14 protein-coding genes are annotated in these 14,033 nt (G+C 62.7%); 10 read left to right on the forward strand and 4 right to left on the reverse strand.

Annotated features, from left to right (window positions below; translation table 11 throughout):
* Window positions 1-58: 58 nt before the first annotated feature.
* From AB5Y98_RS06230 to frdD, 5 genes are all read left to right on the forward strand, one after another.
* Window positions 59-1,936, forward strand: coding sequence for a methyl-accepting chemotaxis protein (locus tag AB5Y98_RS06230; RefSeq protein ID WP_368231538.1), 1,878 nt, complete (start codon window positions 59-61; stop codon window positions 1,934-1,936).
* A 517-nt stretch (window positions 1,937-2,453) separates the two neighbouring features.
* Window positions 2,454-4,238, forward strand: a complete 1,785-nt coding sequence (frdA, locus tag AB5Y98_RS06235) for a fumarate reductase (quinol) flavoprotein subunit (protein ID WP_005298339.1) — start codon at window positions 2,454-2,456, stop codon at window positions 4,236-4,238.
* Window positions 4,231-4,965 carry a succinate dehydrogenase/fumarate reductase iron-sulfur subunit gene (locus AB5Y98_RS06240; protein WP_005298338.1) on the forward strand — a complete coding sequence of 245 codons (735 nt, stop codon included), beginning with the start codon at window positions 4,231-4,233 and terminating at the stop codon, window positions 4,963-4,965. Before frdA ends, AB5Y98_RS06240 begins: the two co-directional genes overlap by 8 nt.
* A 16-nt stretch (window positions 4,966-4,981) precedes the next feature.
* On the forward strand, window positions 4,982-5,380 hold the full coding sequence (locus AB5Y98_RS06245; RefSeq protein ID WP_005298336.1) for a fumarate reductase subunit C: 399 nt from the start codon (window positions 4,982-4,984) through the stop codon (window positions 5,378-5,380).
* A 10-nt stretch (window positions 5,381-5,390) separates the two neighbouring features.
* Window positions 5,391-5,747: a fumarate reductase subunit FrdD gene (frdD, locus tag AB5Y98_RS06250; RefSeq protein ID WP_005298330.1), complete on the forward strand. Its 357-nt coding sequence runs from the start codon at window positions 5,391-5,393 to the stop codon at window positions 5,745-5,747.
* 121 nt (window positions 5,748-5,868) lie between these two features.
* Here the strand turns inward: frdD and AB5Y98_RS06255 are convergent, their stop codons facing one another.
* Entirely contained in the window at window positions 5,869-6,567 is a 699-nt protein-coding gene (locus AB5Y98_RS06255) for a hydrolase (RefSeq protein WP_368231539.1), read from the reverse strand.
* A gap of 94 nt (window positions 6,568-6,661) precedes the next feature.
* On the opposite strand from AB5Y98_RS06255, the gene AB5Y98_RS06260 reads away from it, so the two are divergent.
* Complete coding sequence (locus AB5Y98_RS06260; RefSeq protein WP_017787966.1) at window positions 6,662-7,303, forward strand: TetR/AcrR family transcriptional regulator; 642 nt, start codon at window positions 6,662-6,664, stop codon at window positions 7,301-7,303.
* A 139-nt stretch (window positions 7,304-7,442) separates the two neighbouring features.
* Here AB5Y98_RS06260 and AB5Y98_RS06265 read toward each other — a convergent pair whose 3' ends face one another.
* The 3 genes from AB5Y98_RS06265 to AB5Y98_RS06275 all read right to left on the reverse strand — a co-directional run bounded on the left by AB5Y98_RS06265 (window position 7,443) and on the right by AB5Y98_RS06275 (window position 10,209).
* A complete protein-coding gene (locus AB5Y98_RS06265) occupies window positions 7,443-8,219 on the reverse strand; it encodes a substrate-binding periplasmic protein (RefSeq protein WP_368231540.1) in 777 nt (258 codons plus the stop codon).
* A gap of 56 nt (window positions 8,220-8,275) precedes the next feature.
* Window positions 8,276-9,496: a winged helix-turn-helix domain-containing protein gene (locus AB5Y98_RS06270; RefSeq protein ID WP_368231541.1), complete on the reverse strand. Its 1,221-nt coding sequence runs from the start codon at window positions 9,494-9,496 to the stop codon at window positions 8,276-8,278.
* A gap of 74 nt (window positions 9,497-9,570) precedes the next feature.
* Window positions 9,571-10,209 (reverse strand): class I SAM-dependent methyltransferase, encoded by a 639-nt coding sequence (locus tag AB5Y98_RS06275; RefSeq protein WP_368231542.1) that lies wholly within the window; start codon window positions 10,207-10,209, stop codon window positions 9,571-9,573.
* Window positions 10,210-10,426: 217 nt separating this feature from the next.
* On the opposite strand from AB5Y98_RS06275, the gene AB5Y98_RS06280 reads away from it, so the two are divergent.
* From AB5Y98_RS06280 to AB5Y98_RS06295, 4 genes are read left to right on the forward strand one after another with little or no spacing between them, the layout of a single operon-like run.
* Window positions 10,427-11,071, forward strand: coding sequence for a thermostable hemolysin (locus tag AB5Y98_RS06280; RefSeq protein ID WP_017787970.1), 645 nt, complete (start codon window positions 10,427-10,429; stop codon window positions 11,069-11,071).
* Window positions 11,068-12,534, forward strand: coding sequence for an AMP-dependent synthetase/ligase (locus tag AB5Y98_RS06285; RefSeq protein ID WP_139397256.1), 1,467 nt, complete (start codon window positions 11,068-11,070; stop codon window positions 12,532-12,534). The genes AB5Y98_RS06280 and AB5Y98_RS06285 overlap by 4 nt, the downstream gene beginning before the upstream one ends.
* Window positions 12,531-13,190 (forward strand): iron-containing redox enzyme family protein, encoded by a 660-nt coding sequence (locus AB5Y98_RS06290; protein ID WP_349933036.1) that lies wholly within the window; start codon window positions 12,531-12,533, stop codon window positions 13,188-13,190. Before AB5Y98_RS06285 ends, AB5Y98_RS06290 begins: the two co-directional genes overlap by 4 nt.
* Window positions 13,187-14,032 (forward strand): SDR family oxidoreductase, encoded by an 846-nt coding sequence (locus tag AB5Y98_RS06295; protein WP_368231543.1) that lies wholly within the window; start codon window positions 13,187-13,189, stop codon window positions 14,030-14,032. The genes AB5Y98_RS06290 and AB5Y98_RS06295 overlap by 4 nt, the downstream gene beginning before the upstream one ends.
* Window position 14,033 lies beyond the last annotated feature (1 nt).

Genomic DNA, 14,033 nt, shown 5'->3' on the forward strand with positions numbered 1-14,033 from the left:
TGTTGGCCCATAACAATAAAACCACACATCGCAGACTGAAGCTCACAAGGATGTAAACATGAACTTATCCATCAAGAACAAGCTTGTCCTCGCCATCGGGGTCATTATCCTGGTCATCACAGGCCTGCAGGTCTGGTACAACACAAGTCAACTGAAAAGCGAGACCCGGCGTCTGATCTGGAGCTTCATCGACGACAGCTCGGTCTCGAATGTCAAAGGCATCTCCCGCTGGCTGGATGCCCGCATCGGCATGGTCACCGCCACTAAGGAGGCCTTCGCCAAGGAAGACGAACCCATCAGCCATCTGGCCCAGACCATGAACGCAGGCAACTTCGACCTGGTCTACGTGGGCACCAAGGATGGCAAGATGATCCAGAGCAAGCCGACCAACCTGCCGGCCGGCTATGACCCCCGTCAACGTCCCTGGTACAAGGACGCCATGGCAGCCGGCAAGCTGGCCATCACCTCGCCTTATGCCGATATCACCACGGGTCAGCTGATCATCACCATCGCCGAGCCCTTCACCCGGGGCAACACCCAGGGGGTCATCGCCGGTGACGTCTCCATCGATGCCCTGGTACGCGATGTGCTGGCCCTCAATTCGGAAGGCACCTACGCCATCCTGGTTGACGGTAATGGCACCATCATCGCCCACCCGGACAAGGAGCTGGCGCTCAAGCCGGCCACCGCCCTCTCCCCCGATCTGACCGCCGCCAAGGTCAACGAACTGGCCCATGACAACACCATCTCCGAGATGGAGATCAGCGGCAAACCCAGCGTGTTCGACCTGACCGAGATCCCGAACACCAACTGGTATTTCGGTATCGTGGTGGACGAAGCAGTCGCCTACCAGTCCGTCTCGCGCATGGTCACCTCCGCTCTGCTGCAAGGTCTGCTGACCATCCTCATCGTGGCCGGTTTCTCCTACGTCGCCATCAGCGGCTCCCTGGCTCCGCTGAAGACCCTTGGCGAGGCGATTGCCGATCTCTCCCGCGGCAACGGGGATCTGACCCGCCGCGTCAAGATCGAGCGGGAAGACGAAGTGGGCATAGTCGCCAAACACGTCAACACCTTCATCGACCGCATCCACGTGATGGTGCAGGACATCTCCAACTCCTCCGGGCAACTGAACCAGCAGGCCAAGTCGTCCCACAACATGGCGGAGAAATCGAGCCAGGGTCTGGCCCGCCAGCAAAACGAGATCTCCCAGATCGCGACTGCGGTGCACGAGATGTCCGCCACCGCGGTGGAAGTGGCCAGCAACGCCGAGCAGACCGCCGATGCGGCCCGCAGCTCCTCCAGCAGCTGTGAGCACGGCAAGCAGGTGATCGCCCGCAACCAGCGCTCCATCACGGATCTCGCCACCCAGGTCAAACAGGCTTCCGGCATCATCCAGGAGCTGGAGAAGAACGCTCAGGAGATCAACACCATCCTCTCCACCATTCAGGGCATCGCCGAGCAAACCAACCTGCTGGCACTGAACGCCGCCATCGAGGCAGCCCGTGCCGGCGAGCAGGGTCGCGGCTTCGCGGTGGTGGCCGACGAGGTGCGGGTGCTGTCACAGCGCACCCACAGCTCCACCGTCGAGATCCGCAACATGATCGAGACCCTGCAGCGCAACACCCAGGGCGCCGTCAGCACCATGCATGAAGGCCAGCTGCTGGCCCAGAACAGCGTGGAAGATGCCAACGATGCCACCCAGGCACTGGAGCAGATCACCTCCTCCATCAACCAGATCTCCGATATGGCGACCCAGATCTCCAGCGCCGCCGAGGAGCAGCGGGCCGTTACCGACGAGGTGAGCCGCAACATCCAGGCGGTCAAGGACGTCTCGGACGAGCTGGCGGTCGATGCCGACAGCTCGCGTCATCTCTCTGAACAACTTAAAAATATTTCAGGTGAACTGAGCAATCAGGTCGGCATGTTCCGCATCTGATGCAGATCGACAAAAGGGGCCATGCAGGCCCCTTTTTTTATGAAAAAATGCTTTGGTTTCAATAGTCATTACCACATCAACCCGCAGGGATTACCGACTCTCCTGTACGACGCCGGTCAGCCCTCGATCCTGCAACAACTGACTCACCATGACATTCGGATTAGTTTTTTGAACTCAATCACCACATTCTTCTATCCGTGAATAATTCTTATTAAATATTTTTGATAAAAAACTTAAAAACTTTGGGGGTAATACCTAAAAAGAGAGGTGTTTCTCATTTTTTTGAAAGAAAACTACGTATAATCCTGAGCTTAAAATAACCATAGTAATGACAGCGGCTGATACCGATAACTGCAGGATGGCGATAATTACGGCGTTTTCATCCAAGGAATGGGGTGATTTTGATAAAGATCACCATTGCCAAGCACTAAAACAGACCAGTTTGACTTGCATCAAGCCTGAATTTTTTTTATAGAGCAAAATCGTGCCCAGCAAATCTATCCCTAAGGAGGCAGATGTGGATATTATCAAGACCGATGTCGCCATCATCGGTGCTGGTGGTGGTGGCCTGCGTGCCGCAATCGCCATAGCGGAAGCTCACCCGGAGCTGGAGATCGCCCTGATCTCCAAGGTCTACCCGATGCGCAGCCACACAGTGGCCGCAGAGGGCGGCGCCGCCGGTGTCGTCCGTGATGATGACTCCCTCGAAAACCACTTCAACGACACCGTCTCCGGTGGCGACTGGTTGTGTGAGCAGGACGTGGTCGACTACTTCGTCAACAACGCCACCAACGAGATGATCCAGCTGGAGCACTGGGGTTGCCCCTGGAGCCGCAAGCCGGACGGCAAGGCCAACGTGCGCCGTTTCGGCGGGATGAAGATCCCCCGCACCTGGTTCGCGGCAGACAAATCCGGTTTCCACATTCTGCACACCCTGTTCCAGACCTCCATCAAGTACCCGAGCATCAAGCGCTTCGACGAGCACTTCTGCATGGATCTCATCGTGGAAGATGGTCGCGTCCAGGGCGTACTGACCTTTGACATCCAGAACGGCATCACCCGCTTCATCCAGGCCAAATCCGTCATTCTGGCCACCGGTGGCGCCGGCCGTGTCTATCGCTACAACACCAACGGCGGCATCGTCACCGGTGACGGCATGGCGCTGGCCTACCGCCACGGCGTACCGCTGCGGGACATGGAGTTCGTCCAGTACCACCCGACCGGTCTGCCGGGCACCGGCATCCTGATGACCGAAGGTTGTCGTGGTGAGGGCGGCATCCTGCTCAACAAGGATGGCTACCGCTACCTGCAAGACTACGGCTTGGGCCCGGAAACCCCGGTCGGCCAGCCGAAGAACAAGCACATGGAGCTGGGTCCCCGTGACCGTCTCTCCCAGGCCTTCTGGCAGGAGCAGCAGAAAGGCCGCGTGATCCAGGGCCCGATGGGCGACGTGGTTCACCTCGACCTGCGCCACCTCGGCGAGAAGTACCTGAAGGAGCGTCTGCCCTTCATCTGCGAACTGGCCAAGGCCTACGTGGGTGTGGATCCGGTCAAGGAGCCGATCCCGGTACGTCCGACTGCCCACTACACCATGGGCGGCATCGAGACCAACGGCGCATGCGCCACCCGTCTGCCGGGCCTCTATGCCCTGGGCGAGTGTGCATCCGTTGGTCTGCACGGCGCCAACCGTCTGGGTTCCAACTCCCTGTCTGAGATCGTGGTGTTCGGCAAGGTGGCCGGTGAGCACGCCGGTGAATTTGCCAAGACCCAGTCTCATGGCAACACCCAGGCGCTGGCCGCCAAGGCCGAGGCGCTGATCAAGCAGCACCTCTCCCTGCTCGATATCGACGGCACCGAAAACCCGGCGGATATCCGCAATGAGCTGGGCATGTCCATGGAAGCCGGGGTCGGTATCTACCGTACCGAAGAGCTGATGCAGGGCACCATCGACAAGATCAACGAGCTGAAAGCCCGTTACAAGAAGATCAAGATCAACGACAAGTCCTCCGTCTTCAACACCGATCTGCTGTACGCCATCGAACTGGGCTACATGCTGGACGTGGCCGAAGCCATGGCGCACTCCGCCATCAACCGGAAAGAGTCCCGCGGTTCCCACCAGCGTCTGGACGGTTACGAGGAGCGCGATGACGTCAACTTCCTCAAGCACACTCTCTCCTTCTACAACGGCGAAGGGGCCCCGACCATCGACTATTCCGATGTGAAGATCACTAAATCCCAACCGGCCAAGCGCGTGTACGGTTCCGAGGGTGAGAAACAAGACGAGGCTAAGAAGAATGGCTGAGATGATCGAAATTGAAATCCTGCGCTACCGTCCCGAGCAGGATAACGAGCCCTGGATGCAGACCTTCCAGGTGCCCTACCTCAAAGAGATGTCCCTGCTGGATGCACTGCAATACATCAAGGATCATCTGGACTCCACCTTGAGCTTCCGCTGGTCCTGCCGGATGGCGATCTGCGGCTCCTGCGGCATGATGGTCAACGGCATTCCGAAACTCGGTTGCAAGACCTTCCTGCGCGACTACCTGCCGGGCAAGATGACTATCGAGCCGCTCAACAACTTCCCGATCGAGCGCGATCTGGTAGTCGACATGTCCGACTTCATCGAGAAGCTGGAGAGCATCAAGCCCTACATCATCCCGTCTGAGCCGCGCAACCTGTGCGATGGCGAGTACACCCAGACCCCGGCTGACATGGCGAAGTATCACCAGTTCTCCATGTGCATCAACTGCGGTCTGTGCTACGCGGCCTGCCCGCAGTATGGCATCAACAAGAAGTTCACCGGTCCGGCGGCCCTGGCACTGGCCTACCGCTACAACGCCGACAACCGCGACAGCGCGTCCAAAGAGCGGATGAAGATCATCAGCCAGGACGAGGGCGTCTGGGGTTGCACCTTCGTGGGCTACTGCTCCGAAGTGTGCCCGAAAGGCGTGGATCCGGCGGCGGCCATCCAGCTTGGCAAGGTCGAGAGCGCCAAGGACTACATGATCGCCATGTTCAAGCCAGATTGAGAGCAGGAATGAGACCATGAACAACACCAATAGCAAACGTAAGCCTTACGTCCGCGAAATGAAGAAAGACTGGTGGCTGAAGAATGCCTTCTACACCGGCTACATGATCCGCGAAGGCACCAGCATCTTCGTCTCCATCTACGCCGTCGTGCTGATGTGGGGTCTGCTGCGGCTGGTACAGGGTCAGGAGGCGTTCAACGGCTGGCTGGAATCCCTGCAGAGCCCGATCGCCATCCTGTTCCATGTCATCGCCCTGGCAGCCTGCCTGTTCCACGCCAAGACCTGGTTCGCCCTGGCGCCGAAAGCCATGCGCATCTTCCGTGGCGAAGACCTGGTGCCGGAGAAGCCGATCGTCATCGCCCAGTATGTGGCGCTGGCGGTGGTATCCCTGCTTGTCCTGATCATCGTGGCCTGAGGAGAAAACAATGAGACGTTCTGACGAGCCAATTTACTGGGGTCTGTTTGGTGCGGGTGGCATGGTCGTTGCCATGCTGCTGCCGGTCATTGTCCTCATTACAGGTCTGCTGGTGCCCATGGGCATCATGGACGTGGAGACCATGAGCTACGAGCGCGTACTGGAATTCGCCAGCTCCTGGTGGGGTGCCTGCATCCTGCTGGCCATCATCGCCCTGCCCATCTGGCACGGCATGCACCGCATCTACCACGGCCTGCATGACTTGGGGATCCACACCACCAAGCTGCACCACTATGTGTTCTATGGCTTCGCCTTCCTGGTGTCCGCCATCACCCTGGGTCTGCTGATGGTGCTGGTGTTCCAGTAAGCACATCCAGACTGCATGACAAACCGGGCCAAGTGCCCGGTTTTTTTATGTTCATCTCTGCCGCTCATCTCCGTCCGATAGCAGGCCAGATGTGCTTGATGAGACAGCTTTCAATATCCCTTCACCAGAGCCGCGGTGCCGGCTCACGACCGTTTTCCGCGTAGTAGAGCGACGGCAGAAACTGCGCCAGATAGCTGAATTCGCTGTAGCAGTGGCGCATCAAATTGAAGCCGATCTCGTCCGGCACCTCGTCAAGCGGATTGGTGCAGGCCTTGCCCAGCAGGAAGCGGCTGCGCAGCACACAGCCGTATGGGGTATCGCGCGCCAGGTGCAACATCTCGCCATCCAGCGGCGCCCCGTTCTCATCCAGCACTACCTCATCGCCAAAGCCGATACGGGCGCAGATGGCGGCAGAGAGAGCCTGTGTCTCCCGCGCCTCCTGCAGCGGCTGCGGGGCGAACACCTCTTCGGCGCCGTGGAACTTGAGGCGAGCTGCCACCGGCGGCAGCTCGGCAAGCCACTCCACCGCCGCTATGCTGGCTCCCACATAACGCTCACCTCTCTTCCAGTGATGATCCCAGCCCCGGTGTTCGACGTGGTCGTGGGGGTGCCACCAATGGATGTGCTGGGTCGTCTCGAAGAAGGTGAACCACCAATCCAGCATGCGCCCCTTGCAGCCGTGCAGATCGGTGCGGATGGCGACCGTCAGCAGGCCCTCGGTGCTGCGGGTCAGGCCCATTTCCAGGCGCAGCGGCTGCGGTCTGAGCAACTCATTGATGTCATTGACGCCCCAGGGGGCAAGCAAGGCGGAAGTATTCATGATGAGACCCCGATAAATTTAGGAAACGAAAGTCGTTTCCTAAATTACGCTATGCCTGTATGCTGGGTCTGTCAATGCTTTCCAGGAGCCCATCATGTCGCACCAAACCGATGAAGAGACACGCTCACGAGGCCGCCCGCTCACCCCGGAAGCGGATCTGCGTGGCGCCCTCGCCGAGGCAACGCTGACCTTGCTGCTCAAGGGAGGATACGGCGCCGCGACCGTGGATGCGGTGGCCAAAGAGGCGGGGGTCGCCAAGAAGACCCTCTACCGCTTTGCCGCCAACCGCGACGAACTGGTGGCGCAGGCGGTGCGCAGCTGGACCGATGCCTTTCAACCCGCATTCGAGCAGGATGCCACTCACCCAGGCGCCCTGGGGGAGATACTGGAGCAGGGCTTGCAGGCGATTGCAGATCAGGTGCTGAGTGCTCAGGCGGTCGGCATGTTCCGGCTGCTGCAGCATGAGTTCACAGGGCGCGATGCCCTGTTGATGGCCTATCAGGAGAACGGTATTGCGCGCGGCAGGGCGACCCTGGCGGCGTGGTTGCAGCGCCAGCAGCAACTGGGCTGGCTGCGCGAGCTTGATTCAGCCCAGACCAGCGATCTGCTGCTGGCGATGACCATGGCGGAGCCGCTGCGCCAGATGGCGCTCGGCTTGCTGGCGCCGGGCAGCGACATCCGCGCGCGCATCGCCGCCGCCGTTGCTCTGGTCCTGCCCGGCCTGGTGCGAGGGTAAAGCCCCCTCGGCCAGGAGGCTGCGTCGCGGCAAAGGGCGAGATGACATCAGAACGCGAAACCTGCCGAGAAGTTGCCGCCCCAGTCAGCGCCATCACAGCCATAAAAAACCGGGCATCAGGCCCGGTTTTTTATGGTCATCACTCCATCGGCGGCAAGAAGCGGCGCATCACCTCGTCGCTGTAACCGCTGTCCTGAAACTCGATCAGCAACTGGTTGAGGTGGGTCACCAGCTCATAGGAGCGCGGCGACCCCTTGCTCACCAGCAGATAGAAGCCCTTGCGGCTGGGCAGGGCGAGGTGGAGCAGCCCGCTCTCGCTCTGATAGATGCCAAGGCCGATACCGCTCATCAGGGGTTCAATCTCGCTGGGCAAAAAGTCGCAGCGATCGCGCCCCAGCATGTCCAGCGCCTGCTGCAGCTGCTTGAGCCGGCGCGGCTCCTGCGCCAGCCCGTAGGGGGCATAGTTGTAGCCGAGCACCCCGCACACCCGGGAACGATTGACCGTCTGCAGATCGGGCGCCTCGGGAAAGCGCCGCTTGAGGTAGAAAAATCCGAGGTGGGTGTAGTAGAGCGGTACGCTGTAGAAGGCATATTCTGCCCGCTCCGGCTTGTAGCTGGCATCCCAGGTCAGCTCGCACAATTGGTTCTGGCGATAGTCGGCCAGCTCCTGCTGCACCCGTGCCCAGGGCAGATAGCGGATCTTGTAGGACAAACCGAGCCGCTTCAGGGCCTCGAGCACCTGGGTCGTGGCAGAGCCGGTGAGACGGCCGGTATCGGGCACGCCATCCTTGCGCTCCCAGTAGGTGAAGGGGGCCCACTCGTTGCCCTCCCCCAGGCAGATCTGCACCTCGGGCTGGGCCGCCTCCACCAGCCCGGTCAGGCCCCATCCCAGCAGCAACAACATGGCTCGCGTCATCGTCTCCCTCCTTCGCCTCCCTTGCAGCTTAGTGCAGGCGAGTGTGACGATCCCCGTTATAGTGCCCCCTCCTGCCACAGGGCCAGCAGGGGCGCGGGGATGGCGCCGTAGCGCAAGGTCGGAGTCTGGTGCCAGTCGGCCAGCCGCTGCAGCGCCTTGGCCAGCTCCTGCGCCAGGGTCCGGGTCACCCTGACCCCCGCCTCCAGATAGAGGTTCTTTATCTCGAAGATCCCCTGCTGGCGATGGGCCTTGGCGTCCATCCTGCCCACCAGCTTGCCGCGATGCAGCAGCGGCAGCACGAAGTAGCCGTACTGGCGCTTGGGCGCCGGGGTGTAGCACTCGATGCGATAGTCGAACTGGAACAGCTCGCTGGCCCGCTTGCGATCCCAGACCAGCGGATCAAACGGTGACAGCGCCGTGGTGTGACTGGCCTTGAGGGTGCCGGACTGGGCCTGGGCCAGCTCGTCCGCCAGCGAGGCGTGCACGAAGGCGCCGTGCTGCCACCCCTCCACCCGCACCGGCAGCAGCTCCCCTTCGTCCGCCAGTTGATGGAGCAGGGCGTCGTATTTGCCGCGCCGCAGCCGATAGTAGTCGGCCACCCAGCCGGTCTTGACCAGCCCCAGCGCCCGGCAACTGGCTCGCACCATGTCCCTTTGCGCCTGTTCCGGGCTCGGCAGATCCCGCGCGTCGCGCCACTCTGGCATCACCCGCTCGGCCAGATCGTAAACCCGCTGGAAGTTGCGCCGCTCGCGCACCATCAGCTGGCCTGCGGTGAACAGCACCTCTAGATGGCGCTTCTCCGGCTTCCAGTCCCACCAGCCGTTGCCCTTGCCCCCCTTGCGTTCAAAATCGGCCGCCCGCACCGGGCCATGCTGGCGAATGCGCTCTATGATCTCGCCAATCTCCTGCTGATGGGTGGCGAGCCAGTTGGCCGAAAACTTCCAGCCCATGGCGGCGGGATCCAGCATGCGGTGGCGCAGCAGGCGGTAATCCTCCCGCGGCACGAAGCAGGCCTCGTGGGCCCAGTATTCGAATAGATCGCCATCGGCCAGCAGTTGCTCCAGCCAGCGCGGATCGTACTGCCCCAGCCGGCTGAACAGCACCAGATAGGGGCTGCGGGCCACCACCGAGATGGTGTCTATCTGCAGCAGCGCCATGCGGCGGATGGTGGCCAGCAGATCGGCCGGTTTCGCCTTGCCGCGGCGCGGCGTCAGCAGCCCTTGGGCCGCCAGTTGCAGATGACGGGCGTCTTGCAATGAGAGGTGGGGGATCGACATGGAAATTGGGGCATCCGTTCCTGGGTATCGGGCCACCAGCATGCCCAACTCATGGCCAAATGAAAACGCCCGGCTCAGGGTTTGGTGAACACCGCCACATCCTGATGGGGAAACTCGACCTCTGCCTGCCAGCGGTCCGCCAGGGCACGAAAGGAGGCTTCGGCAAAGAAGACGATGTGGGTGGGATCGTGGCGGTAGCGCCACTGCCGAAAGCGCTCGTCCCCCAGCACCCGCTGGGTCTGCAGCACCAGCAGGCCGCCGGGCTTGAGGCAGCTCCACAGCGTCTCCAGCACGGCGCGCGGCTCGGCGATGTGCTCGATCACCTCGGTGCTGGTGATGAAGTCATACTGCCGCGTCAGCAATTCGGGCTCATCGGCATAGAACTTGTCGTAGCCCGCCATCTGGTAGCCCGCCTCCCGCCCCATGGCGATGAGCGCCGGGCCCGGGCCGCAGCCAAAATCGAGGCCGCTAGCCGGCGGGGGCAAGCGGCGCTGCACCTCGCCGAAGGCACGCAGCAAAAAGGCGCGATAGCGGGGGTCATCCACCTGGTTGTCGTGGCCGTCATAGACCGCCTTCTCGCGCTCGGGATCCAGGTGCTCGGCCACATCCAGCCAGACCAGCTCGCAGGCCCGGCAACGATGGTAGAGCTTGCCGGCCACCGGCAGCTCATAGGCATCGGTGGCGCAGCAGAGCGGGCAGGATAAGGGGGTCATGGCATCTCCTCTCGAAAGCGGGGCGGTCAAACGTGGCCGCAGCTTGCCTGCCTGTCTGGCGGCTGACAAGGTTTTTGTCCGGCCGCCCCGCAATCGGGTCACAGCTTTACCTCTCTTTTCAATCAGTTGCCTCTGTGTGAAACAGATTTTTTACCTCTTAAGGGTTTCTTAAGTTTGCCCCTTTAGTCTGATGACAATCGACAAGAAGGAGCCATCCATGACCACAGACATTCAAGCCCCCTATCGGCTGGCGCTGGCCGATACCCCGCAACAGGTCATGGCACTGCAGGGCTACATCCAGGCCGCCTACAGCCAGGAGTTCAACGCCCGCATTCCCCATTTTCTGCCCTGCCTGCTCGGTCTCTACCGGGCCGACGGCCTGCTGGTCGGCGCCTGTGGTCTCAAGCTGGCCGGCAGCGATCGCCTCTATCTGGAACAGTATCTGGATCAGCCCATCGAGGCCGCCATCGAAACCCGGCTCGGCGCCCCCGCCCGGCGGGATCGCATCGTCGAGGTGGGCAACCTCGCCTGCAGCGAGCCCGGCAACGCCCGCCTGATGTTTGCGGCGCTCTGCCGTCTGCTGTGCGACAACGACCTCGACTATGTGGTGTTCACCGGCACCGCCAAGCTGCGCAACAGCTTCCACCGCCTTCACCTCACCCCAGTGGAGCTGGCCCCCGCCCAGGCCGACAAGGTGGGTGACGACGCCAGCGCCTGGGGCGCCTATTACCACTGCCAGCCCAAGGTGATGGTCGGCGATCTCGGCCTCGGACGGCAGGCGCTGGCCCGGGGCAGCCTGCTGCTCTCCCTGCTGGCCCCCATGCCCTCCCTGTTCAACTGCCCGCACCGGAGCGCCTTATGATGCTGTTTGACCAAATCGCCTACTTCGCCCGCCAGACGCCCCACAGCCCGGCTCTTGCCAGCAGCCAGCACAGCCTCAGTTACGAGGCGCTGTGGCAGCAGTTGCCGCCGCTGGCCGACCGCCTGCAGATGGCCGGGATCAGCCGATTGGCGCTGCAACTGGACAACGGCCTGCCCTGGGCGCTCATCGATCTCGCCTGCGCCATGGCCGGTATCGTGGTGATCCCGATCCCCCACTTCTTCAGCCTGGAGCAGCAGGAGTGGCTGCTGGAGAGCAGCGGCGCCGACGCTCTGATCGGCCCCCACCATCCCGGTTGGCAGGCCAGCGAACCGCTGACGCTCGCGGTCGGCGAGCTGCCGCTGTGGCGCCGTACTCCTGCTCGGCTGCCCCCCCTGCCGGCCGGCACCGCCAAGATCACCTATACCTCCGGCACCACAGGCCAGCCCAAGGGGGTCTGCCTGTCGCTGGCCCAGATGATGGCGGTCTGCAGCTCGCTGGCCGAACGGGTCGCCCCGGCCAAGGTCGAGAAGCACCTGACCCTGTTGCCGCTCACCACCCTGCTGGAAAACCTCACCGGTCTCTACGTGCCACTGCTCACCGGTGCCTGCAGCCGCATTCCTTCGCTGGCAGAACTCGGCTTTGCCGGCTCCAGCAAGCTGGACCCGGCCACCCTGGCCCAGGCCCTGCTGCGCTGGCCCACCCACAGTCTGGTGCTGGTGCCCGAGCTGCTGCGCCTGCTGCTAGCCCTGTGCAGCGCCAACCCGGCGCTGGCCGAACAGCTGGCCGCCCTGCGCTTCGTCGCGGTGGGTGGCGGCAAGGTCTCGCCCGAGCTCATCAGCCGGGCCCGCAAGCTGGGGCTGCCGGTCTACGAGGGGTACGGGCTGTCGGAGTGTGGCTCCGTCGTGGCGCTCAACGGCCCCGACGGCCACAGCCTGGGCAGCGTCGGCCAGCCACTGCCCCACTGCCGGGTATCGATCGCCGCCGACGGCGAGATCCTGGTGGAGGGAGCCGCCATGCTCGGCTATCTGGGCAGCGATGAAGCGGTACCAGCACTGGTCGCCACCGGCGATCTGGGCCACCTGGATGCCGAGGGTTACCTGCACATCACCGGGCGCAAGAAGAACGTCCAGATCACCGCCTTCGGTCGCAACTTCTCCCCCGAATGGGTCGAGGCGGAAGCCCAGCTCTGCCCGGCCATCGCCCGCATCGTGATCTTCGGCGACGGTCAGCCGGCCAACGTCGCCCTGATCCAGCCGCAGCCCGGCACCGACGCCCTGCTGGCCCAGCAGATCGAGCAGCTCAATCATCGCCTGCCCGACTATGCCCGCATCCATCACTGGCTGCCGGTGGCGCTGGATCAACATCCGGAGCTGCTGACCGCCAACGGTCGCCCCCGTCGCGAACGGATTTATCACCACTTTTCCCGGCAGATCAGCCAATGCCTTACAGGAGAGACCTCATGAGCTTCTATCAGACTCTGCAACAAGCCACTGCCAGTGAGCGCGAGCATCTGTTTAACGCCCCCATCATAGAGGCGTGCCGCAAGGGGGAGATCTCCCGCGACACCTACCTGCGTTTCCTCTCCCAGGCCTTCTATCACGTGCGCCACACGGTGCCGCTGCTGATGGCCACCGGCGGCAAGCTGGGCCAGGAGTATGAGTGGGTACGCGGCGCCATCAAGGAGTACATCGACGAGGAGTACGGCCATCAGGAGTGGATCCTCAATGACATCCGCGCCTGTGGCGGCGATGCCGAGGCGGTGCGCCACGGCCAGCCCGAGCTGCCCATCGAGCTGATGGTGGCCTTTCTCTATGACCAGGTGCAACGCGGCAACCCCATGGGCTTCTTCGGCATGGTGCAGGTGCTGGAAGGCACCAGCGTCGCCATCGCACTGACCGTGGCCGACCAGCTCAAGGCGGGCCTCGGTCTGCCGCCCCAGGCAATGAGCTATCTCAGCTCCCACGGCGCGCTGGATCAGGATCACCTCAAGTTTTTCGAATCCCTGATGAACCGGGTGGAGAGCCCGGCCGATCAGGCGGCCATCATTCACTCGGCCAGGGTGGTCTACCGCCTCTACGCCGACATGCTCTATCAACTGACGGAAAACCAGACATCATGAAGCTTGAAGGAAAACTCGTGCTGCTCACGGGCGCCAGCGGCGGGATCGGCGAGGCGCTGGCCCAGGAGCTGGCAGCCCAGGGAGCGCACCTGTTGCTGCACGGACGCAGGGCCGGTGCACTGGAGCGGCTGTGCAAGGAGCTGCCTCACCCGGAGCGCCACCAGACGGTGATCGCCGATCTGGGCTCGCCCCAGGAGCGGGCCAGACTGCTGCAGCACCCGGCGCTGGACGAGGGGCTGGACGTGCTGATCAACAACGCAGGCTGCAACCAGTTTGCCTGGCTGGAGGATCAGAGCAACGAGCAGGTCGAGCGCCAGCTGCTGCTCAACGTCGAGGCGCCGATCCAGCTCACCCGCATGCTGCTGCCCCGCCTGCGCAAGCCGGCGGTGATCATGAACATCGGATCCAGCTTCGGTGCCATCGGCTACGCCGGCTACAGCGTCTATTGCGCCAGCAAGTTCGCCCTGCGCGGCTTCAGCGAGGCGCTCGGCCGCGAGCTGGAGGGAACCGGCATCCAGGTGCTCCACTTTGCCCCCCGCGCCACCCGTACCCGCCTCAACTCGGAGGCGGCCTACGAGATGAATGCCGAGCTCGGCACCCACACCGACAGCCCGCAGGACGTGGCCGAGGAGGCCGTCATCGCCCTGTGTAACGAAACCCGCCGCAGCTGGCTCGGCTGGCCGGAGAAGCTGTTCGTGCGGCTCAACGGCCTGCTGCCCGGCCTGGTCGACCGGGCGCTGGCCAGGCAACAACCCATCATAGAGCGCTATGCCCGCCACCCGGCACCCGCTGCCGGCACGTCGGGGCACGCCACCTCCGTCATGACAGAGAAGGAACGTTAAG

The sequence above is a fragment of the Aeromonas sp. s3 genome (assembly GCF_040907805.1).
In the GTDB taxonomy this organism is placed as follows: domain Bacteria; phylum Pseudomonadota; class Gammaproteobacteria; order Enterobacterales; family Aeromonadaceae; genus Aeromonas; species Aeromonas dhakensis.